This is a genomic window from Luteimonas arsenica, assembly GCF_004352825.1.
GTDB classification, from domain to species: Bacteria; Pseudomonadota; Gammaproteobacteria; order Xanthomonadales; family Xanthomonadaceae; genus Luteimonas; species Luteimonas arsenica.
Genome location: NZ_SJRW01000002.1, coordinates 1226009 through 1249282, shown reverse-complemented (window position 1 = coordinate 1249282; position 23274 = coordinate 1226009). Strand labels below are relative to the sequence as shown.

Sequence of the window (23274 nt, the reverse complement as noted above, 5' to 3'; positions counted from 1 at the left end):
CATAACGCAGCGGCGGGCCGAAGCCCGCCGCTGCCCTGGTCCAACCGTTCCGGGAGGGATCAGAAGTTGTAACGCACCGACAGGTACCAGTTGCGCGGCAGGCCGTAGTAGGCGGTCTGGATGTTGCCGACGCTGGCGAACTCCTGGCCTTCGGTCTTGTAGACCTCGTCGGTCAGGTTGCGCACGCCGGCGCGCACCTGCCAGACGTACTGCGGCGAATCCCACACGCCGAACAGGCCGAACAGGGTGTAGGCGCCCTGGCTGAGCACGTCGCGGTTGTCGACCGACAGCCAGGTCTTGCTGCGGTAGGAGGCGTCCACGCCGACGCCGAGGTTGCCGGCGTCGCCCAGCGAGAAGCCCTGCTGAAAGGCGATGCGCGCGGTCATCTCCGGAGAGAACGGCACGTGGTCATGGTTGAGGTTGGGATCGTAGCCGGGATAGGACGGATCCAGGCGGAAGTCGTCGAAGCGGTCGTATTCCGCATCCAGCCAGCCGAGCTGCGCGCTCAGCACGCTGGCTTCGCCGAAGCGGGCGCTGCCCTCGAATTCGATGCCGACGATGTCGAGCTCGGCGGCGTTGAGCACCGGGAAGGTGCCGACGTCCTGCGAGACGCGGGCCTGGAAGTCCTTGTAGTCGCTCTTGAACGCCGCGACGCTGCCGCGCAGGCGGCCGTCGTCGGAAGCGGCCTTCAGGCCGAGCTCGTAGGTCCAGACGTATTCCGGGTCGAACTTGGCGTGCTGGGTGTCGTAGACGGTGTTGGCGCGGCCGTTGAAGCCACCCGACTTGAAGCCACGGTTGGCGGAGACATAGCCCATCACGTTGTCGCTGAAGGCCTTCTGCAGGCTGACCGAGGGGGTTACCGCGGTCCAGCTGGCCTTGGCCTGGAAGGCCACGGTCTCGTTGATTCCGGAGAAGGGCGCGCCCCAGAAGGTGCTGGTGCTGCGGTCGTACTCCTTCTCGTCGCGGGTCCAGCGGACGCCGGCGGCCAGCGTCCAGGTCGGGGCGAACTCCCAGTTGGCGTGGGCGAAGGCGGCCACGCTGGTGGTGCTCAGGTCGTCTTCGATGGTGCGAAGGAACGCGATCGGGGTGCCGAACAGCGCGAACAGATCGTCCGCATAGGCCTCCTGGTAGGACGGCACGTCCTCCTTCATGTAGTAGGCGCCGAACGTCGCCTGCAGGTTGCCGCCGTTGTCGTACTGGAGCTGGAATTCCTGGCTGAACTGGTCCTGGTCCAGTGCGACCAGCACGTCGCCGAGCTCGAACTCGCTGGCGTCGATATCGATGAAGGAATTCGTCTCCAGCTGGCGGTACGAGGTGATGCTCTTGAACAGCCACTGCGGGCTGAAGTCCCACTCCATGGCGAGCGAGGCACCGGCGCTCTCCATCACCTGGCCGTGGCCCGGCGGCAGGAACGAGGTCCGCGAGCGGTGGTTCCACTCGCCGGTCTCGCCGGGGTGCAGCACCACGATCGAACCGAAGCCGAGGTCGGTCTGCAGCAGCGGTGCCATCGGCCGGCCCAGCGTCGGCGCCACGTCCTGTTCGGTGTGGTCGAACGACAGCGTGGCGCGGAAGGTGTCGCTGGGCTGGAAGGCGATCTTGGCGCGGATGGCCTGGGTGTCATCGTTGTTGTAGTGGCGACCGGTGTCGGTGTCGCGCACGTAGCCGTCGTTGCGGATCGAGGCCGCGGCGATGCTGGCGGCCACGGTGTCGCTCAGCTGGCCGCTGTAGTAGGCGCGCACTTCCTGGCGGCCGTAGTCGCCGATGGTCAGTTCGGCCGCGCCGCCGCTGTGGTCGAAGGGATCCCGGGTGGTGACCTTGATCGCGCCGCCGGTGGAGTTCTTGCCGTACAGCGTGCCCTGCGGCCCGCGCAGCACTTCGATCTGCTGGACGTCGAACAGCGAGAACATCGAGCCGTTGATGCGCGAGTAGTAGACGTCGTCGACGTACATGCCCACGCCCGGGTCGAAGCTCTGCAGCGCGTCGGGCTGGCCGATGCCGCGGATGAAGATGTTGGTGCTGTTCGCCGAACCGCGCCCCTGGACGATGTTGAGGTTGGGCACCGCGCCCTGCAGGCCGGTGACGTCGCTGGCCTGGAGGTCCTTGAGCTGCTCCTCGCCGAAGGCGCTGACCGCGACCGGCACGTCCATGATGGATTCGACGCGGCGGCGGGCGGTGACGGTGATGCCGTCGATGTCGGTGGCGCTGGCTGCGGGAGCAGCATCGGCGGCACCGGCGTCCTGTGCATGCAGGCCGGGTGCGGCCAGGGCCATGACGATCGCCAGGCTGAGGGTGGTGGCGCGGAGGTGGGCAGGCTTCATGGTGTCCCCTGGAATGCTCGTGTGCTCGCGGCCGTTTGCCGCGTGCTGCCAAGACTAGGGAGGGGGTGCCCGCGGCGGCATCGTACCTTCGGACAATGGGCCGCGACTGCGGCCGGCGGGAACACTGTCAGCCGTGGAGTCGTGCGCCGCACGATCGCAAGGGTGTCCGATGTCGTTCCTGATCGTGCTGGCCGCGCTGGTGTTCCTGATGTACGTCGCCTACCGCGGCCACAGCGTGATCCTGTTCGCGCCGATCGCAGCGCTCGGCGCGGTGCTGCTGACCGACCCGTCGCTGGTCGCGCCGATGTTCACCGGCCTGTTCATGGACAAGATGGTCGGGTTCCTGAAGCTTTATTTCCCGGTGTTCCTGCTGGGCGCGGTGTTCGGCAAGCTGATCGAGATCTCCGGGTTCTCCGAGGCGATCGTCGCGGCCACCATCAGGGTGGTCGGCGCGCAGCGGGCGATGCTGTCGATCGTGATCGTCTGCGCCCTGCTGACCTACGGCGGCGTGTCGCTGTTCGTGGTGGTGTTCGCGGTGTACCCGTTCGCGGCCGAGCTGTTCCGCCAGGGCAACATCCCCAAGCGACTGATCCCCGGCACCATCGCGCTGGGCGCCTTCACCTTCACCATGGACGCGCTGCCGGGCACGCCGCAGATCCAGAACATCATCCCGACCGCCTTCTTCGGCACCGACACCTGGGCGGCGCCGGTGCTGGGCACGCTGGGCGGTGTGTTCATCCTCGTCCTCGGCCTGGCCTACCTCAACTGGCGCCGGCGCGTGGCCCAGGCCGCCGGCGAGGGCTACGGCGACCCGGCCACCCTGCTCAACGAACCCGCCCCCTTCAGCGGCGAGAAGCTCGCCCATCCGCTGATCGCGCTGCTGCCGCTGGTCATGGTGGGCGTCTCGAACCTGGTGCTGACCCGGCTGATCCCGGGCTGGTACGGCGACAGCCACAGCTTCATCCCGGCGGTGATCGGCAACCCCGCCCCGGTGGTGCAGGAGGTGGCGAAGATCGCCGCGATCTGGGCGGTGATGGGCGCGCTGCTGATCGGCATCCTGACCGTGCTCGCCTTCGCCTGGAGGACGGTGTTCGCGCACTTCGCCGAAGGCACGAAGTCGGCCATCGGCGGTGCCCTGCTGGCGTCGATGAACACCGCCTCCGAGTACGGCTTCGGCGCCGTGATCGCCGCCCTGCCCGGCTTCCTGCTGGTCGCCGGTGCCCTGGGGTCGATCCCCAACCCGCTGATCAACGAGGCGGTCACGGTCACCGCGCTGGCCGGCATCACCGGCTCCGCCTCGGGCGGCATGTCGATCGCGCTGGCGGCGATGGCCGACACCTTCATTGCCAATGCCAACGCCGCCGGGATCCCGATGGAGGTGCTGCACCGCGTGGCCTCGATGGCATCGGGCGGCATGGACACCCTGCCCCACAACGGTGCGGTGATCACCCTGCTCGCGGTCACCGGCCTGACCCATCGCCAGGCCTACAAGGACATCTTCGCGATCACGATCATCAAAACGCTGGCGGTGTTCGTGATCATCGGGTTGTTCTACGCCTTCGGCTGGGTCTGAGTCCGCCGCGGCCGGGAAGGCCGCCCCGAAGCCGGGTTGCCGGCCCGATCCCTGCCGGCGGTCACAGCCCCGCCTTCGGCCATGGGCGATAGTCGCCTCTGGGGCGATGATCGAGTCGGGGGACACCATGCCAGTGACCAGGGCGGCCAAGGGCCGTATTTCCATCGACAGCCTGCTGGAGCAGCGCTATGGCCAGGAGATCGGCCGCGCCGCGCTGCGCCCGGGGCCCATCCTGCCGCCGCCCGGCAACGGTCCCGGCGATGTCGACGACCGCTTGCGCGAACCCACCGTCCACCTGCCGCCGGCGCCGGCCTGGGTCCGCGCGTGGAGCCGGCTTGGCTACGGAATCTTCCCCGGCGCCCGCGAGGCCTTCAACGCGCTCGGCGGGAACGACATCGCGCGCTACGAGGCCCTGGTCGAGCAGCAGCTGGCCTGGGAATCGATCGACGATTCCGCCATGGACGCGCGCCTGTCCAGCGCCGGCTACACCACCCTTGGCAAGAGCCTCACCCAGCTCTGGGCCGACCACGTCGCCAGCGGCGCGCCCTGGGAAGTGCGCATGCTCCCCGCCTGGGAATCGCAGCGCGCCTCGGTGATGCGCGCTGCGTTCTCGAAGCGGCAACTGCAGGAACGGATGACCACGTTCTGGCACGATCATTTCCACGTCACCGGCAGCGACTACGACGCCGGCCCGGTGTTCGTGCACCACAGCCGCGACGTCATCCGCCCCCGGGCACTGGGCAACTTCCGCGCCATGCTGGAGGCGGTCGCGTCCAGCACGGCGATGCTGTACTACCTCGACAACCGCTCCAACACGCGCTCCGGCCCGAACGAGAACTTCGCCCGCGAGTTGCTGGAGCTGCACACCTTCGGCGCCGAGAACTACCTGGGCTTCATGAATCCCGGGCAGGTTCCGCCCTGTCCCGAGGATCCCTCCTACCCCATCGGCTACACCGACGTCGACGTCTACGAAACCGCGGCCGCGTTCACAGGCTGGACGCTGCGCAACGGCCACTGGCAGTACCCGTCCGAGAACGACGGCAGCTTCGTCTACCGCGCGGCCTGGCACGACACCGGTCCGAAGTTCGTGCTCGGCATGTACCTGCCGCCCGAGCAGCCGGCGATGAAGGACGGGCGCGACGTGCTCGACCGCATCGCCAGCCACCCGCGCGTGGCGCGCTTCATCTGCCGCAAGCTGGTGCACCACTTCGCGGGCGATGCCGCGCCGGCATCGCTGGTGGAGAGCGCGGCGACGCTGTTCCGCCAGCGCTGGCAGGACGCCGACCAGATCCGCGTGGTGCTGCGCCACATCCTGCGCTCGCCCGAGGTGCGCGAGGCGCGCCAGGGCAAGCGCCGGCGGCCGTCGGAAGTGATCGCCGCGGCGCTGCGGGCGGCCGGCAGCACGTACACGCTGCGCCCGGCGCACGCGCACGGCGACGGATTCATGTGGCGCCTGGCCGGCACCGGGCACGTGCCCTACGACTGGCCCGCGCCCAACGGCTATGCCGACGACGCCGATGCCTGGTCGGGTGCGAACAGCTTCGGCATGACCTGGCGGATGCTGTCCTGGCTCACCGAGACCAGCGACGACGACCAGCGCCTGCTGCCCGTCGTCGAGGACAGCCGCGCGGGCGTCGCCAGCTGGACCGCGGCCAACCTGGTCGACTTCTGGTGCCTGCGCCTGCTGGGCCGGCCGCCGGCGCCGGCGCGGCTGCAGATGCTGCGCGCCTTCATGGCCCAGGGCGCGTCCTCGTCCTACGTCATCGCCGACAGCAATACCTGGAGCGGCAGCGACCTCCGGGCGCACTACAACCACGACCGCCTGCGCAGCATGGTCTCGCTGCTGCTGATGTCGCCCGAATTCGCCACCCGCTGAGGATTCCGCCATGGCCGACCACACGCTCTCGCGCCGCGCCTTCCTCAAGGGTTGCTGCGCCACCGCCGCCATCGCCGGCGTCGCCCCGTCGATGTTCTATGCGCCGCCGGCCGCCGCCGGCACGCCGCACGACACCCTGGTGCACGTGTTCCTGCGCGGCGGCATCGACGGCCTGAACCTGGTCGTGCCGATCGACGGCAACGACCGCGGCCACTACGAGGAGGCGCGCCCCTCGCTGGCGATCGCCGCCAGCGGCGCCTACGGCGCGCTGCCGCTGACCCTGCAGGGCGGCGGCGGCACCGGCTTCGGCCTGCATCCGTCGGCCGCCGGCCTGCATGCGCTGTGGCAGGAATCGCGGCTGGCCATCGTGCATGCCTGCGGCATGTCGACGACGCTCACCCGCAGCCATTTCGACGCCCAGCTCTATTGCGACCTCGGCACGCCCGGACGGGCCGGCGGCGGCAGCGGCTGGCTGGCGCGCGCCTGGGCCAGTGATCCCTCGGGCGCGACCGCCGGATTGCCGCTGCTGGGCGTCAGCAACGGCCAGCCGGCCACCCTGCTCGGCAACACCGACGCGCTGTCGATGGCCAGCCCCAACGAGTTCGCGCTCAACGCCGGCCCCTGGCAGTGGCGCGAGTCGGGCGGTGGCCGCCCGGCGAACCTGCTGGGCGTCAACGACGTGCTCGGCAGCTTCGTGTCCGGCCGCGCGGCGGTCGAACAGCAGGCCCGCGCCGGCGACGCCGCACTGCGCCGCATCCGCGAGCTGCCCTTCACCGCCACCCTGCCCGCGGGCTGGCCCACCAGCACCTTCGCGCGCCAGCTGTGGACGGTGGCGCAGGCGATCCGCTTCGGCACCGGCCTGCGCTACGCCACCCTCGACCTCGGCGGCTGGGACACGCACGACGGCCAGGGCACGGCCGGCAGCGGCTACCACTACTACCAGAACAAGGTCGCCGAACTGTCCGAAGCGCTGACCGCCTTCTACGTCGAAATGGCCGCCGGCGGCGAGTCCTCGCGGGTCACGGTGATGGTGCAGTCCGAGTTCGGCCGCCGCGTGCGCCAGAACGGCAGCGGCGGCACCGACCACGGCTACGGCAACCCGATGCTGGTGCTGGGCGACACCGTCAACGGCCGCCGTTTCTATGGCGACTGGCCGGGCCTCGACCCGGAAGTGCTGGCGCCCTGGTTCGGCGACATCCCGGTCACCACCGACTATCGCCAGGTGTTCTCCGAGCTGCTGATCCGGCGCATGGGCAACAACCGGCTGGGCCAGGTGTTCCCGCAGTACGCGGGCTACGCGCCGCTGGGCATCGTCCAGGGGCCCGACCTGCCGCCGGTCTACGGCGCGCCGCCAAGCCCGCGCACGCGACTGCGCGTGCCCGCGGGCTGAGCACGTGCGGCCGGGAGAGGCCTCCCGTCACTCCCCGGCTTCGCGGCGCAGCAGTTCGCGCTTGCGATCCACGCCCCAGCGATAGCCGGAAACGTCGCCATCGCGCCGCACGACGCGATGGCAGGGGATAGCCACTGCGATGGGGTTCGCGGCGCAGGCCTGCGCCACCGCGCGCACGGCCCTGGGCGATCCGATGCGCTCGGCGATCCCGGCGTAACTCACGGTCATGCCCGGTGGAATCTCGCGCAGCGCGCGCCAGACGCGCTCCTGGAAGGCCGTACCCTGCACGTCCAGCGGCAGGTTCAGCCCCATCGCAGGCGCTTCGACGAAGCCCACGACCCGGGCCACCAGCTGCTCGAACTCGCTGTCGCAGCCGATGATCTCGGCCTTCGGGAACTGGTCCTGCAGATCACGCACCAGCAGGTCGGGCTCGTCGCCCAGCAGGATGGCGCAGATGCCGCGCTGGCTCCGGGCCACCAGGATGGCCCCCAGCGAGCACTGGCCCACCGCGAAGCGGATGACCGCACCGGCGCCGCCTGCCCGATAGTCCCTTGCGCGCATGCCCAGCAACTGCCCGGAAGCTTCGTAGAAGCGGCTGTTGGAGTTGAAACCCGCGCCATAGATGGCATCGGTGATCGAGGCGTCGGCGCTGCCCAGTTCCTCGCGCAGCCTCCGGGCGCGATAGGCCGAGCTGTAGGCCTTGGGCGTCAAGCCCGTTTCGGCCTTGAACAGGCGATGGAAATGGAACGGGCTCATCCCCACTTCGATGGCCAGATCGTCGAGCCGGGGTGGTGTTTCCGATGCCTCGATCACACGGCAGGCGCGGGCCACCAGGGCCGCGCGATCGACCGCCGCACCGGCCTGGCCGCCACGTGCGCGGCGGCGGCAGCGATAGCCCGCCGCCTCGGCGTCCCTGGCCGAATCGAAGAACTCCACGTTCTCGCGCTTCGGCAGCCGCGTCGTCGAGCCCGGCGGGCAGTAGACCCCCGTCGTGCGCACGGCGTAGACGAAGTGGCCAGCAGCGGCGGCATCGCGTGCCTGCACCGCCGCCCAGCGGTCGTCCTCGGTTTCGTAGGCGGGGGGCAGCGTCACGGCAGACGTCCATCCATCATCAGTCACACGCACAGGGTACGCAGCGCTTCCCCCGCAGGCACTCCGATTCTTGCGCGTGATGCCCGCTAGACCAAGCGGACGGACATGCCACCATCGACAATCATGGGGCTGCCGGTCATGAAGCTCGACCTGTCGGAAAGGAGGTAAAGGGCGCCCTGGGCGATCTCCTTCGCAGTCGCCATCCGCTTCACCGGGTGCAGGTTCGCGATGAACTCCATCGCGCCCGGGTCGCCTTCGCCTCCTGCCGGGGTGATCGTGCCTCCCGGCAACAGCGCATTGACGCGGATGCCTTCCGCCGCATGTCCGGAGGCCAGCGACTGCACCAGTCCCACCAGGCCGGCCTTGGATGCAGCATAGGCCGCCATGCCGGGCATCCCGCCATTGCTGTACCCCACGAAGGACGACGTGAAGACGATCGAACCGCCTCCCCGCTTCCTCAGGGCCGGTATCTGGGCCTTCGCGGCGAGAAAAGCGGCCGTCAGGTTGACCCGCATGACATCGTTCCAGTTGCCGATGTCCATATCCGGTACCGGAGCCATGGCGCCCACGATGCCGGCATTGTTGAACGCGCCGTCCAGGCCCCCGAACTCCCTTGTGGCGAGATCGACCAGGGCATCGGCATAGCCTTCATCCCTGACGTCGCCGGCCAGGCACACGGCCCTGCCAGTGCCGCTGTTGATCGTGTCCGCCAGCGCTTCCAGCTCCGCCGGGCGGCGCGCACCCAGCAGCACATTGGCGCCCTCGGCCGCGAACAGCAGCGCGGCTGCCGCACCGATGCCACTGCTTGCCCCGGTGATGATGATCGACTTGTTCTCCAGCTCCGTCCCGCTGCCGTTTTGTTTAGCCATTCGCCCATCCTCGATGCCTGTTCCGGAAGGGTCACCGGAACCATTCGATGACCATGGCGCAAGAATGGGCCGCTGGCTGCGCTTCGAAACTCCGATTCTTGCGGCTCGCACCAACCTGATGGACCGCTGGACATCCCCCTGCTTCCACGGCGGGCGGCAAACACTCCAACGGACTTGTTCCAGGGTGACGAACCAAAAGAAAAAGCGGGCCGAAGCCCGCTCATTCAATGCAACCCGGGCGCGACAGGCGCGCCGGTGCGGGCGCCGGCTTACTCGGCCTTGGCGCCCTCGCCTTCCTCCACGGCCTTCATCGACAGGCGGATGCGACCCTGCTTGTCGACTTCCAGCACCTTGACCTTGACCACGTCGCCTTCCTTGAGCACGTCGCTGACCTTCTCGACGCGATCGTTGGAGATCTGCGAAACGTGGACCAGGCCGTCCTTGCCGGGGGAGATCGTCACGAAGGCGCCGAAGTCCATCAGCTTGACGACCTTGCCCTCGTAGATGCGGCCCGGCTCGACGTCCGAGGTGATCTGCTCGATGCGGTCCTTGGCGGCCTTGCCGGCGGCGGCGTCGACGGAGGCGATGGTGATCGTGCCGTCGTCCTGGATGTCGATCTGGGTGCCGGTTTCCTTGGTGATCGCCTGGATGACCGAACCGCCCTTGCCGATGACCTCGCGGATCTTGTCGGGGTGGATCTTGATGGTGATCAGGCGCGGCGCGAAGTCGGACAGCTCCGAACGCGCGGTGGTCAGCGCCTTCGACATTTCGCCCAGGATGTGCAGGCGGCCCTGCTTCGCCTGCGCCAGCGCCACCTTCATGATCTCCTCGGTGATGCCCTGGATCTTGATGTCCATCTGCAGCGCGGTGATGCCGGCGTCGGTACCGGCCACCTTGAAGTCCATGTCGCCGAGGTGGTCCTCGTCGCCGAGGATGTCGGACAGCACCACGAACTCGTCGCCTTCCTTGACCAGGCCCATGGCGATGCCGGCGACCGGTGCCTTGACCGGCACGCCCGCGTCCATCAGCGCCAGCGAGGAGCCGCAGACCGAAGCCATCGACGAGGAACCGTTCGACTCGGTGATCTCCGACACCACGCGGATGGTGTACGGGAAGGCCTCCATCGTCGGCATCATCGCCAGCACGCCGCGCTTGGCGAGGCGGCCGTGGCCGATCTCGCGGCGCTTCGGGCCCATCATGCGGCCGGCTTCACCGACCGAATAGGGCGGGAAGTTGTAGTGGAACAGGAAGTGTTCCTTGTACTCGCCGGAGACGGCGTCGATGATCTGGCCGTCGCGGGCGGTGCCCAGCGTGACCGCCACGATCGCCTGGGTCTCGCCGCGGGTGAACAGCGCCGAGCCGTGCACGCGCGGCAGCACGCCGACCTTGCACTCGATCGGGCGCACGGTGTCGAGCGCGCGGCCGTCGATGCGCACCTTGGTCTTGAGGACCGACTGGCGCATCGTCTGGTATTCCTGCTCGCTGAACTCCTTGGAGAGGTCGCCCGCGCTCCAGGCCTTGGCCTCGGCCTCCGGGGCCAGCGCCTCGAGGATCGACTTCTTCAGCTTGGAGATCGCGTCCTTGCGCTCGAGCTTGTCGCGCACCTGGAAGGCGCCGGCCAGCTTGTCGCCAATGGCGGTGCGCAGGGCGCCGATGATGCCCTCGTCGGCTTCCGGCGCGGACCACTCCCACTTCGGCTTGCCGGCTTCGGCGACCAGCTCGTTGATGGCGCTGATCGCGACCTGCATCTGCTGGTGGCCGAACATCACGGCGCCGAGCATCACGTCTTCCGACAGCTCCTTGGCCTCGGACTCGACCATCAGCACCGCGTTGGCGGTACCGGCGACGACGAGTTCCAGGTCGGAATCCAGCAGCTCGGTCGCGGTCGGGTTCAGCAGGTACTGGCCGTCCTTGTAGCCGACCTTGGCGGCACCGATCGGGCCATCGAAGGGCGCGCCCGACAGGGACAGCGCGGCCGAGGCGCCGATCAGGGCGAGGATGTCGCCGTCGACCTCGGGGTTGAGCGACATCACGGTGGCGATGATCTGCACTTCGTTGCGGAAGCCGTCGGGGAACAGCGGACGGATCGGGCGGTCGATCAGGCGCGAGGTCAGCGTCTCCTTCTCGGTCGCGCGGCCTTCGCGCTTGAAGAAGCCACCGGGGATGCGGCCGCCGGCGTAGAACTTCTCCTGGTAGTCGACGGTCAGCGGGAAGAAGTCCTGCCCTTCGCGCGCGGTCTTGTTGGCGACCGCGCTGACCAGCAGCATGGTGCCCTCGCACGAGATCATGACTGCGCCGCCGGCCTGGCGGGCGATCTCACCGGTTTCGATGGTGACCGTACGGCTGCCGTACTGGAAGCTCTTGGTAACTTTCGCCACGTTGGTAATTCCTTGGAGTCTCTTGCGATGAACCGGCCGGGACCCATGCCCCTTGCCGGGTGGCATGCCCATGGCATGCCAGAAAAAAGCCGCGGCGCATTTCTGCGCCGCGGCGGGATACGTATCAGCGACGCAGGCCGAGCTTCTCGATCAGCGCCTTGTAGCGGGCAGCGTCCTTGCGGTGCAGGTAGTCGAGCAGGCTGCGACGGCGGTTGACCATCTTCAGCAGGCCGCGGCGGCTGTGGTGGTCCTGCTTGTGGACCTTGAAGTGGTCGGTGAGCTGCACGATGCGCGCGGTGAGCAGGGCGACCTGCACCTCGGTGGAGCCGGTGTCGTTGTCGCCGCGCTTGTTGTCTTCGATGATCTTGCCGGTATCGATGGTCATTGCCTTTTACCTTGTCTGGTGATGCGTGGACCGCAGGAACGCCGCCATGCCGGCAGGCATGGGACGCACCACGAGAACCGCCGCTTGCTGTGGACACGCCGGGCGCCCGGAGTTCCGGGCGCTGGATTGCTTGGGAATAAGCCGCGGAATTGTAACGTGCGGCCACCGGGCCGAACAAGGCGCGGCCTCAGCGCCGCGGCGGCGACTGCCCGGCCCCGGGCTGGGCGCAGGCCCAGCTGAACATGCGTCGGGGGCGCACGCCGCCCCCGCCGTCGGCGGTGCCCAGGCCCAGCACGCGGCCCTCCGGGCCGAAAATGGCGACCTCGCCAGCCGCGCCGGCCACGCCCTCGGCACCTTGGCCATGGGCCAGCCGGGCCGCGCCGGCGGCATCCACCTCCACCCGCGGCCAGGCGTCCATCCCCGCCTCGAGTGGCAGCAGGCAGGCCTCGAGGCTGCGTTCGCCGCGCTCGGCCAGGGCCTCGAGCTCGGCGAAGGTCCACATCCGCGGGTTCCTGAACGGGTCGACCCACAGCCGCCGCAGCACGGCCACGTGGGCGCCGCAGCCCAGGGCCTCGCCCAGGTCGCGGACCAGGCTGCGCACGTAGGTGCCCGAGCCGCACTCCACCCGCAGGCGGAGGATGTTCCCGGGCGCCTCGCCCTCGGCGACGTCGACCAGGTCGGCCGCCGACAGCAGGCTGAACCCGTGCACGTCGACCTCGCGCGGCTCGACCTCGACCTCCTCGCCCCGGCGCGCCTTGGCGTACAGCGGCTCGCCGCCGCGCTTGAGCGCGGAATAGATCGGCGGCCGCTGCAGGATGCGGCCGGTCAGCCGCTGCAGTGCGGCGTCAATTGTGGCGATGTCCAGCTGCGGCACCGGGCGCTCGCGCAGCACCTCGCCGTCGGCGTCGTCGGTGTCGGTGACCTGGCCCAGGCGGGCGACGGTGTCGTAGGCCTTGCGCGCGCCGAGCAGGCCGCCGGCGATCTTGGTCGCCTCGCCGAAGCACAGCGGCAGCAGGCCGGTGGCGAGCGGGTCCAGGCTGCCGGTGTGCCCACCCTTCTCAGCGCGGAACAGGTGCCTGGCGCGCTGCAGCGCCTGGTTGGAACTGGGGCCGCGCGGCTTGTCGAGCAGCAGGATGCCGTCGAGCTTGCGGAACTTCGTGCGCGGGCGGGCCTTCATCGGGTCATTCCAGCACTCTTTCGCCTGCCAGGCACCCGGGGGCGGTGCGGGCGCCGGCATGGCCGCGGCAGCGATCGCTCCCGCGCCAGGCGGTCAGTCCTGGCTCTCGGTGTCGGGCAGGTCGCGCAGGAGGTTGTCGATGCGCTCGCCGCGGTCAACCGAATCGTCGTAGTGGAAATGCAGCTCCGGCACGTGGCGCAGCTTCACCGCGCGCGCGAGCCGGTAGCGCACCTCAGGCGCCACCGCCTTCAGGCCCTTGACCGCCTCGGCGGCGCGCTCGGGCTGCAGGGCGGTGACGAACACCTTGGCGTGCGCCATGTCGCGGGTGACCTCGACGTCGGACACGCTCACCGACGGCAGGCCGTGCTCGGCCACCGCCTCGCGCACCAGGGTGCCCAGCTCCCTGCGGAGCTGGGCCGCCACGCGGTCGGTGCGATGGAAGGACTTCTGCGCCATCAGAGCGTGCGCTGCACTTCGACGCGCTCGAAGCACTCGATCTTGTCGCCCGGCTTGATGTCGTTGTAGGCCTTCACGCCGATGCCGCACTCGGTGTTGACGCGGACTTCGTCCACGTTCTCCTTGAAGCGGCGCAGCGATTCCAGCTCGCCCTCGAAGATGACCGTCTCGTCGCGCAGCACGCGGATCGGCTTGTTGCGGCGAACCACGCCCTCGATGACCATGCTGCCGGCCACGGCGCCGAACTTGGAGCTGCGGAACACCTCGCGGACCTCGGCGGTACCGATGATCTCCTCGCGGATCTCCACGCCCAGGATGCCCGAAGCCACCTGCTTCACCTGGTCGATCACGTCATAGATGATCGAGAAGTAGCGCAGGTCGAGGCCGTAGGTCTCCACGACCTTGCGGGCCGAGGCATCGGCGCGCACGTTGAAGCCGATGATGGTGGCCTTCGACGTCGCCGCGGCATTGGCGTCGGACTCGGTGATGCCGCCCACGCCCGAGCGGATGATGTTCACCCGGATCTCGTCGTTGGACAGCGCCGTCAGCGCCTGGCGCAGTGCTTCCACCGAACCCTGCACGTCGGCCTTGATCACCAGCGGCAGCTCGAGCTGCTGGCCGCCGCCCATCTGCGCCATGATGTCTTCCATGCGGTTGCCCGCGGCCTGCACCAGGCGCAGTTCGCGGCGCTTGGTCTCGCGCTGCTGGGCCACTTCCTTGGCCAGGCGCTCGTCGTCGACGACCACGAAGTCGTCGCCGGCGTCGGGCACGCCCGACAGGCCGAGCACCTGCACCGGGATCGAAGGACCGGCCGACGGCACCTGGCCGCCGGTCTCGTCGAACAGTGCGCGCACGCGGCCGTACTCCACGCCGCACACCAGGAAATCGCCCTTGTTGAGCGCGCCCTGCTGCACCAGCACGGTGGCGACCGGGCCACGGCCCTTGTCGAGCGAGGATTCGATGACCGTGCCGCTGGCGCGGCCTTCGGCCACGGCCTTGAGTTCGAGCACCTCGGCCTGCAGGTTGATCGCGTCGAGCAGGTCGTCGATGCCATCGCCGGTCTTGGCCGAAAGCTCCACCATCTGCGTATCGCCGCCGAAGTCCTCGGACACGATGTCGTGGCCGAGCAGCTCGTTCTTGATCCGCGAGGGATCGGCCTCGGACTTGTCGATCTTGTTGATCGCCACGATCAGCGGCACGTTCGCCGCCTTCGCGTGCTGGATCGCCTCGATCGTCTGCGGCATGACGCCGTCGTCGGCGGCCACCACCAGCACCACGATGTCGGTGATCTTCGCGCCGCGCGCGCGCATCGAAGTGAACGCGGCGTGGCCCGGGGTGTCGAGGAAGCTGATGACGCCCTTCGGCGTGTCCACGTGGTAGGCGCCGATGTGCTGGGTGATGCCGCCCGCCTCGCCGGTGGCGATGCGGGTGCGGCGGATGTAGTCCAGCAGCGAAGTCTTGCCGTGGTCGACGTGGCCCATGATGGTGACCACCGGCGGACGCGAAGTCGCATCGCCCTGCACGTCCTCGACGTGTGCCAGCAGCTCGCTCTCGGCGTCGTCGGCGGTGGCGCGCACGGCGGTATGGCCGAGTTCCTCGGTGACCAGCACCGCGGTGTCGTGGTCGATGGTCTGGGTGATGGTGGCCATCACGCCCATCTTGAACAGCGCCTTGACCACGTCGCCGCCCTTGAGCGCCAGCTTCTGGGCGAGGTCGGCCACGGTGATCGCGTCGCCGATCGCGACTTCGCGCACCACCGGGGCGGTGGGGCGGGTGAAGCCGGTGCCGGTGCGGGCCTGGTCGGGCTGGCGGCCACGCTGGGCACGCCCCTTCGAGCGCGAGGCGCCTGCGCCGCGGCGGGCACGATCGGCGGCGGACAGGTGCAGCTGGCCGGCGAAGCGCGCGGCGCTGTCGTCGTCCTCCACGCCGGCAACCATCGCGTGCGAGCCGCGGGTGGGCTTGCCCTTGCCGCCACTGCGGTCGTCGCGCGCCGGGGCCGGCTTCGGATGCCCGTGGCCGTGGGTCTTGCGCGCGGCGCCGTCCTCGACGGTGGCGACGGCCGAGGCGGCCGCCTCGGCCTCAAGGCGCAGGCGTTCGGCTTCCGCCTCCGCCTCGCGGCGCTTGGCGTCCTCGGCCTCTTCCACGCGACGGCGGTCGGCCTCGGCCAGGCGCTGCTGCTCGTCGAGGTTGCGCTGGCGCGACTCCTCGAGCTTGCGCAGGATCTCGGCGCGCTCGTCGTCCTCGCTCACCGCGCCCGCGGCGGCACCGCCTTCGGTCGGCTTCAGGGTGACCTTCTTGCGCACGACGACGTCGACGGTCGGCTTGTTGCGGCCGCCGCCCACGGTGAGCGTGCTCTTGCGCTGCAGGGTGATCTTCTTGGGCGCGACCGGATCCTCGGCGGCCTTTTCGGCACGACCGTGGGTGCGGCGCAGGAAGCCCAGGAGCTTCACCTTTTCGGTACTGGTCACGACCTGGTCGGGATCGTTGAACGGCATGCCCGCTTCGGACAGCTGTTCAAGCAGTTTCTCGACCGGCGTGTTCACCAGTGCGGCCAGCTTGCGGATGGTGGTTTGCTGCGACATTCGGATTCCGGTTCCTTTGGCGTCGGCACTCGCCGCGCTGTGGATGGATCAATTCTGGGTGCTTGCCATGCTCGGGGGCCGTGATGGCCCCGGCCTGTCAGCCCTCGGCCTCCAGGCGCGCGATCTCGCCCGCGCGCGCGGCCAGCACCAGAGCGACGGCGCGCTCCTGGTCCAGGCCCTCGATGCCGAACTCCAGCACCTCGTCGGCGGCCAGGTCGGACAGGTCCTCGGCGGTGCGCACGCCGTTCGCGGCCAGCGCGAAGGCGGTCTCGTCGTCCATGCCCTCGAGCGCCAGCAGGTCGTCGGCCGGCACGTTGTCGCCGATCTCCTCCTCGACCGCCAGGGCGTCGTTGAGCAGGGCGTCGCGGGCGCGGGCGCGCAGTTCCTCGACGATGTCCTCGTCGAAGCCTTCCACCGCGAGCAGCTCGCCGACCGGCACGTAGGCGATTTCCTCGACCGTGCTGAAGCCCTCGGCGACCAGGATGCCGGCGATCTCCTCGTCGACTTCGAGCTTCTCCTGGAACAGGGTCCGCGCCGCGGCCTGCTCGGCCTCGGTCTTGGCGGTGACCTGGTCCTGGGTCATCACGTTGAGCTGCCAGCCCGACAGGCGGCTGGCCAGGCGCACGTTCTGGCCGCCCTTGCCGATCGCCTGCGCCAGGCGGTCCTCGGCGACCGCGAGGTCCATCGAATGCTTGTCCTCGTCGACCACGATCGACTGCACTTCCGCCGGCGCCATGGCGTTGATCACGAACTGCGCCGGGTTGTCCGACCACAGCACGATGTCGACGCGCTCGCCGTTGAGCTCGTTCGACACCGCCTGCACGCGCGAGCCGCGCATGCCGATGCAGGCGCCGATGGGATCGGTGCGGGTGTCGTAGGCGACCACGGCGATCTTGGCGCGGTCGCCGGGATCGCGGGCACAGGCCTTGATCTCGACCAGGCCCTGGCCGACTTCCGGCACCTCGAGCTTGAACAGCTCCATCATGAATTCCGGCGCCGCGCGGCTGATGAACAGCTGCGGGCCGCGCGGCTCGGTGCGCACGTCGTACAGGTAGCCGCGGATGCGGTCGCCGGCGCGCACGACGTCGCGCGGGATGGCCTTGTCCTTGGGGATGAAGGCTTCGGCATTGCCGCCGAGGTCGACGAAGACGTTGCCGCGCTCGACGCGCTTGACCACGCCGGTCACCAGTTCGCCCACGCGGTCCTTCCAGGCGTCCACGACCTGCTGGCGCTCGGCCTCGCGCACGCGCTGGACGATCACCTGCTTGGCTGCCTGCGCCGCGATGCGGCCGAAGTCGACGTTCTCGATCTGCTCCTCGATGTAGTCGCCGATCTCGACGCCCTCGGCCTCGTCGACCGCGTCCATCATGCGGATCTGGCGATCCGGCGACTCCATCACCACGTCGTCGGCCACGACCTCCCAGCGGCGGAAGGTCTCGTAGCTGCCGTCCTTGGGATCGATCGCCACGCGGGTCAGCACGTCCTCTTCCAGGTAGCGCTTCTTGGCCGCAGTGGCCAGGGCCGCCTCGAGGGCTTCGAGGATCACCGATTCCGGGACGCCCTTCTCATTGGCGACCGCATCGACGACCAGCAGAAGTTCCTTGCTCATCTTCTCTATCACTCCGCACGGGACGGCTTCGAGGCCGCCGGCTTGTTGTTGGAATTCGTTTTCTTCCCGGGCTTGCCCTTGCCCGGGCGCGCGTCGCGCCCGGAGGCGTCCTTCGCGGGCCCGTAGCCGAGCGCCGCCCAGTCGGGCACCAGGCGCGCCTTGTCGATGTTGCCGGCGGCGACCGCGAGCGGCTGGCCGTCGACCTCGAACGTGATCGTGTCGCCCTCGACCGCGGCGATCCGGCCGGTCAACCGGCGGCGGCCGTCCTGCGGCAGCTTCAGCACGGCCTTGGCCTGCTCGCCGAGGAAGCGCTCGAAGTGCGCCGGCGTGAACAGCGGCCGGTCGACGCCGGGCGAGGACACTTCCAGCGTGTAGTTGCCGCTGATCGGATCCTCGACGTCGAGCTGGGCCGAGACCTCGCGGCTGACCGCCTCGCAGTCCTCGATGCCCACGCCCTGCCCTTCGGCGGACGGGTCGGCACCGGGGCGGTCGATGTACAGGCGCAGCGTCGCGCCGCCCGGTGCCGGGAGGTACTCCACGCCCAGCAGCTCCAGGCCCAGCGACTCGACGGTCGGGGAAAGGAGCTGCGCGATATCGGTGGACTTGTCCGTCACCTTGCCTCCCTGGTTCCTGGTGGATGCCCGGCACGGCCGGGGGCGTGAAAAACGACAAAGGGCCCGAAGGGCCCCTTGTCCGATGCTGCTGGATCCGGTGCCGGCGCGCCTCGATGCGCACCGCGCGAGCCCGACTCCCGCAATCGAAAAAAGCCTCCTGGGAGGCTCTCCGGCGACTGCGAAAAGCTTGCAGCGGGTGACGGATCCGGCGCCTGCTGCGCCTGAGCGATCCACACGGGTTCCGCTGAGCCGCTGGAGTATAGGCGCGGGGACCTTCTCCCGCAAGTCGTCAGGCCCGCTGCGGGCCCCGGCAGCGCGGCATCGGTTAACCTTGGCGGCTCCATGCATCCCGGTGCCCGGCCCCTGATGAAACGCTCACGCAAGACCGCCCTCGTGCTCATGGGCTCGGCCCCGCTGCTGCTGGCCGCCTGCGCGAAGCAGCCCGAGGTCCAGACCTCCGAAGGCCTGTTCACCTCGGTCGAGGCCTGCAGCACCGAGACCATGAATCCCGCACTGTGCCGCCAGGCCTTCGACGAGGCCCAGGCCCAGGCCCAGGCCGACGCCGTCGCCCCGCGCTACGCCTCCCGCGAGGCGTGCGAGGCCGAGTTCGGCGAAGGCCAGTGCGCGACCCGCCAGCACGCCGGCCACAGCTTCATCGGCCCGATGATGGCCGGCTTCGTGCTGTCGCAGATGATGAATACCCGCGGCGGCGCCATCGCCCCGGCACCGGGCGCGGGTCCGGCGGCCGCCACGCCGGGCGCCGCGCGCACCGCGCCGGCCTTCCTGTCGAACCAGTCCGGCTGGCTGCGCCCGCAGGCCGGCCCCGGCGGCGCCACCGCCCTGGCCCGCACCGGCCTGCAGCCCGACCGCGCGCCCACCGTCAGCCGCGGCGGCTTCGGCCGTTCCGGCGCGGGCCGCAGCGCCGGCGGCTGATGCGCCGGATCACGATCGAGGCGCGCCCCGACTGGCGCCAGCGCGCCGCGGACTGCGGCTTCGCCTTCCACACCATCGACGGCCAGCCCTACTGGGACGAAACCGCGTACTACGCCTTCGACCTGCGCCAGGTCGAGGACGACATCGAGGATCCCACCGCCGAACTGCACGCGATGGCGATGGACCTGGCCAACGAGGCCGCGGGCAGCCAGGAGCTGATGGAGCGACTGGCGATACCCGACCACGCCCGCGACCAGGTCGCCGAAAGCTGGCGGCGGCGCGACCCGCACCTGTACGGCCGTATCGACCTCGCCTACGACGGCCGCGGCCCGGCCAGGCTCTACGAGTTCAACTACGACACCCCGACCTCGCTGTACGAGGCCGCCTTCTTCCAGTGGGACTGGCTGGAGCGCCAGCGCGAAGCCGGCGTGCTGCCGGGCGACGCCGACCAGTTCAACGCGATCCATGAGGCCCTGGTCGCGCGCTTCGTCGAGATCGCCGGTCGCTTGCCGGCGCCGCTCTATTTCGCCGCCTCCGAAGGCAGCGCCGAGGACCAGGGCACCGTCGACTACCTGCGCGACTGCGCGGCGCAGGCGGGCATCGAATCGGGCGCGGTCACAGTCGAAGGCATCGGCCTGTCCGCCGACGGGCGCTTCACCGCCGACGACGACGCGGTGATCGCCAGCCTGTTCAAGCTCTACCCGCTGGAAGACCTGTTCGCCGACGAGTTCGCATCCGCCCTGCCCGGCTCCGGCCTGCGCCTGCTGGAACCGCCTTGGAAGCTGGTGCTCAGCAACAAGGGCGTGCTGCCGCTGCTGTGGGAGCGGCATCGCGGGCATCCGAACCTGCTGCCGGCGGAGTTCGACGATGGCGGCGAATTGCCGGGCGGATGGGTGCGGAAGCCCTTGTTCTCCCGCGAAGGCGCGAATATCGAGATGCGCTTTGAAGATGGGCGTCTGCTGCAGCAGCCGGGGCCCTATGGCGGGCCGGCGATACGGCAGGCGCTGCATCCGCTGCCCGACCACGGCGGCGCATATCCACTGGTCGGCAGCTGGGTCGTGGGCGACATGGCCTGCGGCATGGGCATCCGCGAGGACGACTCGCCGATCACGCGCGACAGCGCGCGCTTCGTGCCGCACGCGATCATCGGCGACGGCCGCAGGCGGATGGTGCTGGAAGCCTGAAAGGAGAACGGCGCGCCCTGGATCAGGACGCGCCGTTCGGACTGCTGCAATTTGGTAGCGGGGGCAGGATTTGAACCTGCGACCTTCGGGTTATGAGCCCGACGAGCTGCCAGACTGCTCCACCCCGCAGCAGAAGCGGAATTGTAACGGAGCTGATGATTTCTTACAAGCCCACCCGTGCATCGGGGTTCGGACACCGCGCCGCTACGCAGCCGTCAACGGCAGCTTCCCTTCCCCGGATCATGCTGCACGCTACCGTCATCCAGGCGCACCCGCAGCTCGCCCTCGTCCCAGGTCATCACGCGCAGGGCCTCGCCGCCATAGGTCAGTGTCGGCTTGCCACAGCGCCACCACAACGAGGACACCGAGGCCGGTGCCGCGGAGGCGCGCTTTCCGACCAGACCCGCCAGCGAGTGGCCGAACCGCAGCCCACCGTCGGCGTCGTAGACCCGCAGCACCGTGCCCTGGCCCATGCTGGCCCAGGCATCGAGCGTGACCAGCCCGCCGTCGTCGCCCAGCAGCACATCGACCGGGGCCCAGCCGTCCTGGAGTTCGTAGTCAGCCAGCTTGCGGTAGCCATCCCGCTCCGCGTCGTAGCGGTACAGCAGCGCCCGGGCATGAACCTTGCGATCGCCCGGAACGATGCGCGCGACGTAGTCGCCGCTCTCGCTGGTCACGACTCGCAATTCCGGCCGCACCCAGGAATCGGCATGGGCCACGCCGAAGGCCAGCAACCCCGCAAGCACCACCCACCCATGCCATCGACTCATCGCCCCATCCTCCCGGCTTCCGGCCACTCATGCCTATCATGGCCCGTCCCGCGGAAGACACGCCATGGCCCTGAAACACTGGTTCGAATACGACAGCGACTGGCGGCTGGCGCCGATGGCCTACTGGGTGCACATCGAACAGGAGGGCAAGCACTGGCTGCAGGCCGACACCTTCCTCCCTGCGCCGCCGCGCAAGATCACCGGCAAGGGCTATCCCGTGCTGTGCGTGGAAGTGCGCGACGTGGTGCTGCGCTTCTCCTCCCCGGCGCAGTTGTGCGCCTTCATCGAAACCCTCTCGCTGCGCCCACTGCCCTCCACCCGCCGGCTCAGCGATTGCCGCGGCACCGGTCACGGCCCCAACAGCCATTGGCTCAGCCGCCTGCCGGCATGGATGAAGCAATCCGGATTCCGCGACAAGACGTTGCCGAAGATCGCAGCGCTGGAGCGGCAGGTGGCGGATGAAGGCCGCAGTGTCGGGTGGGGTTAGAAAGAGTGGACGGGGGGTGACCCTCCCAGTCCCATTGCCCTTGCTAAACACGCCAATACTCAGAACTTGCGCTCGACCGGCTTGGAAGCGGGCGGCGGCACCGCTCCCAACGCCGCTGCTCGCGCGGCAGATTGCCGGAGATGTCGTTCCAGTACCACATCCTGGCGTCGGCAATCCTCACCAGCCGGCCATCCGTAACCGTATAGCCGCTGCCGCCCAGCCCGGAGGCCTAGCAAGGCACGGAGGAAGCAGCCATGACCCTGCCGTCAGAACCCCGTGTCGCTCAACCTTGGCTTGCAGGATTCCCTCAGAAAATTGAAGGCAGCAGCCATCCTCTGCGCATACTCCGGCGAGGTCTTCAGCTTCCGACTACCACCGCGCACCCCACCTTCGACGATGATCTCACCTGTCGCAGATGCATTGACGGAAGTCACGCCAGACCAAGCCACCTCTATATAGGTTCGACTCGAGTGGTCGACTCTTTGATTGAATTCTGTTCTGCAGCCAACCCCGCCGCCTTTCCTCCCCTCGCCGAACCCATCATTAAAAGCACTCACGGTAGGCCATGGTGATGTTCCGTCTGGGAACAGCGTAATCTGCCCCGCGCTCGCCATCTCAGCAATGAACCTCTGGGCGCTCTCTATGCTGCGACCGTCGTTTTCCTGTGCGCGCAACGATCCCGCGAAAGCGAGAACAACCACAAACACAATGACTCTCTTCACTACCAACCTCCTTGAACTGCCCGTCAGAAGAAACCGACGAAGAAGAACGGAAGAAGAGAACAACGGGGTCAGGTTAACCTGACGCGGGAAAAAGCTTCCAGGTGCAGCTCCCTTCGTTCCGCCCTCCACATCGCACCACGGCCAGTCGCGCTCGCTTTCAACCAGCCCCAGTTGCCCGTACACCGGTTCGGAGCCGGCGCCCGTACCGCGGAAGAAGCCCTCGGCGAAGCGCACCTGCTGCAATGCATACACCGATAAAAGCTACTTTCCTTATAGCAATCACCAATAGACCAAGACGACCGAGTTGCCCTTGCGTCGTTCCTGCTCGATGAAACGGCGGCGTGCATCCTCCGCATCGCTCTTGCTTTCGTAGTGGATGCCGCCGGGCGTCCCTACATGGGTCGCGCTCAGATTGGCCACGTTCACGCCTTCCTGCCCCAGTGCGCGCTGCCAACGGTCTTTCTGCTCGCGACCGCCGGTAGCGTCCACGGCGTTCACTTCCACCGGACCATCCGAAACATAAATCGTCGAAGAGCCGCGCAGATAGCTCCATGCGAACACGTATTCCTTCGCGCCCTGCGCCATTGACGCAAACGGAACCGCCAGCAGAATCAGGGCGATGAACAGATGGACGGCTCGATTCATTTCGTTTCTCCTACTGGCTGCGCATCAGAATTTCGTCGCTTTCGGCTTCGGCGCTTCGCCCGGCTCACAAGGACCAGTCTTTACACGGGGTAAATCCGTCTGATGGGCGGGGAGACCCGTCGAAAAACGCCAGAAACGGCGCAAAAGTGATCACGTCGAGGTCGATCAGGCGCCCTGGCGCTGAAATCCGAGCATCAGAGCGCTTTGATCAGAC

General features: G+C 68.8%; 19 protein-coding genes and 1 tRNA gene. 6 read left to right on the top strand and 14 right to left on the bottom strand.

All coding sequences use genetic code 11. From position 1 onward, the window contains the following. Positions 1-59: 59 nt before the first annotated feature. A complete protein-coding gene (locus tag E2170_RS13385; protein ID WP_133001101.1) occupies positions 60-2318 on the bottom strand; it encodes a TonB-dependent receptor in 2259 nt (752 codons plus the stop codon). A gap of 169 nt (positions 2319-2487) precedes the next feature. Here E2170_RS13385 and E2170_RS13380 point away from each other — a divergent pair, with 169 nt between their 5' ends. From E2170_RS13380 to E2170_RS13370, 3 genes are all read left to right on the top strand, one after another. Then, entirely contained in the window at positions 2488-3891 is a 1404-nt protein-coding gene (locus tag E2170_RS13380; protein WP_133001100.1) for a GntP family permease, read from the top strand. 127 nt (positions 3892-4018) lie between these two features. Beyond that, positions 4019-5767 (top strand): DUF1800 domain-containing protein, encoded by a 1749-nt coding sequence (locus E2170_RS13375; RefSeq protein ID WP_165942239.1) that lies wholly within the window; start codon positions 4019-4021, stop codon positions 5765-5767. Between the two features lie 10 nt (positions 5768-5777). After that, entirely contained in the window at positions 5778-7157 is a 1380-nt protein-coding gene (locus E2170_RS13370) for a DUF1501 domain-containing protein (RefSeq protein ID WP_133001098.1), read from the top strand. Between the two features lie 27 nt (positions 7158-7184). On the opposite strand, the gene ada is transcribed toward E2170_RS13370, so the two are convergent. The 9 genes from ada to rimP all read right to left on the bottom strand — a co-directional run bounded on the left by ada (position 7185) and on the right by rimP (position 18319). Beyond that, a complete protein-coding gene (ada, locus tag E2170_RS13365; RefSeq protein ID WP_133001097.1) occupies positions 7185-8249 on the bottom strand; it encodes a bifunctional DNA-binding transcriptional regulator/O6-methylguanine-DNA methyltransferase Ada in 1065 nt (354 codons plus the stop codon). Positions 8250-8335: 86 nt separating this feature from the next. Next, complete coding sequence (locus E2170_RS13360) at positions 8336-9118, bottom strand: SDR family oxidoreductase (protein ID WP_133001096.1); 783 nt, start codon at positions 9116-9118, stop codon at positions 8336-8338. Between the two features lie 269 nt (positions 9119-9387). After that, positions 9388-11496 carry a polyribonucleotide nucleotidyltransferase gene (gene pnp / locus E2170_RS13355; protein WP_133001095.1) on the bottom strand — a complete coding sequence of 703 codons (2109 nt, stop codon included), beginning with the start codon at positions 11494-11496 and terminating at the stop codon, positions 9388-9390. A gap of 124 nt (positions 11497-11620) precedes the next feature. Beyond that, positions 11621-11881, bottom strand: coding sequence for a 30S ribosomal protein S15 (gene rpsO, locus E2170_RS13350; protein WP_133001094.1), 261 nt, complete (start codon positions 11879-11881; stop codon positions 11621-11623). A 187-nt stretch (positions 11882-12068) separates the two neighbouring features. Continuing rightward, positions 12069-13058: a tRNA pseudouridine(55) synthase TruB gene (gene truB, locus E2170_RS13345; RefSeq protein ID WP_133001093.1), complete on the bottom strand. Its 990-nt coding sequence runs from the start codon at positions 13056-13058 to the stop codon at positions 12069-12071. Between the two features lie 93 nt (positions 13059-13151). Continuing rightward, on the bottom strand, positions 13152-13514 hold the full coding sequence (gene rbfA / locus E2170_RS13340; protein WP_133001092.1) for a 30S ribosome-binding factor RbfA: 363 nt from the start codon (positions 13512-13514) through the stop codon (positions 13152-13154). Continuing rightward, positions 13514-16096 carry a translation initiation factor IF-2 gene (gene infB / locus E2170_RS13335; protein WP_133001091.1) on the bottom strand — a complete coding sequence of 861 codons (2583 nt, stop codon included), beginning with the start codon at positions 16094-16096 and terminating at the stop codon, positions 13514-13516. Before infB ends, rbfA begins: the two co-directional genes overlap by 1 nt. Before the next feature lie 97 nt (positions 16097-16193). Then, positions 16194-17705, bottom strand: a complete 1512-nt coding sequence (nusA, locus tag E2170_RS13330) for a transcription termination factor NusA (RefSeq protein ID WP_133001090.1) — start codon at positions 17703-17705, stop codon at positions 16194-16196. 8 nt (positions 17706-17713) lie between these two features. Further along, the gene (gene rimP, locus E2170_RS13325; protein ID WP_133001089.1) at positions 17714-18319 is read right to left on the bottom strand and encodes a ribosome maturation factor RimP; all 606 of its coding nucleotides are present in this window, start codon (positions 18317-18319) and stop codon (positions 17714-17716) included. Between the two features lie 366 nt (positions 18320-18685). On the opposite strand from rimP, the gene E2170_RS13320 reads away from it, so the two are divergent. Then, entirely contained in the window at positions 18686-19252 is a 567-nt protein-coding gene (locus E2170_RS13320) for a DUF1190 domain-containing protein (protein ID WP_133001088.1), read from the top strand. Beyond that, on the top strand, positions 19252-20436 hold the full coding sequence (locus E2170_RS13315) for a glutathionylspermidine synthase family protein (RefSeq protein ID WP_133001087.1): 1185 nt from the start codon (positions 19252-19254) through the stop codon (positions 20434-20436). Before E2170_RS13320 ends, E2170_RS13315 begins: the two co-directional genes overlap by 1 nt. A gap of 52 nt (positions 20437-20488) precedes the next feature. On the opposite strand, the gene E2170_RS13310 is transcribed toward E2170_RS13315, so the two are convergent. Together E2170_RS13310 and E2170_RS13305 are read right to left on the bottom strand one after the other, a co-directional pair. Then, a tRNA-Met gene (locus E2170_RS13310) sits at positions 20489-20565 on the bottom strand. A gap of 86 nt (positions 20566-20651) precedes the next feature. Beyond that, positions 20652-21206 (bottom strand): hypothetical protein, encoded by a 555-nt coding sequence (locus E2170_RS13305; protein ID WP_133001086.1) that lies wholly within the window; start codon positions 21204-21206, stop codon positions 20652-20654. A 64-nt stretch (positions 21207-21270) separates the two neighbouring features. On the opposite strand from E2170_RS13305, the gene E2170_RS13300 reads away from it, so the two are divergent. Next, positions 21271-21693, top strand: coding sequence for a hypothetical protein (locus tag E2170_RS13300; RefSeq protein ID WP_133001085.1), 423 nt, complete (start codon positions 21271-21273; stop codon positions 21691-21693). A gap of 266 nt (positions 21694-21959) precedes the next feature. On the opposite strand, the gene E2170_RS13295 is transcribed toward E2170_RS13300, so the two are convergent. Both E2170_RS13295 and E2170_RS13290 read right to left on the bottom strand, forming a co-directional pair. Next, on the bottom strand, positions 21960-22658 hold the full coding sequence (locus E2170_RS13295) for a hypothetical protein (RefSeq protein ID WP_133001084.1): 699 nt from the start codon (positions 22656-22658) through the stop codon (positions 21960-21962). Positions 22659-22694: 36 nt separating this feature from the next. Beyond that, positions 22695-23060 (bottom strand): hypothetical protein, encoded by a 366-nt coding sequence (locus E2170_RS13290; protein WP_133001083.1) that lies wholly within the window; start codon positions 23058-23060, stop codon positions 22695-22697. Positions 23061-23274 lie beyond the last annotated feature (214 nt).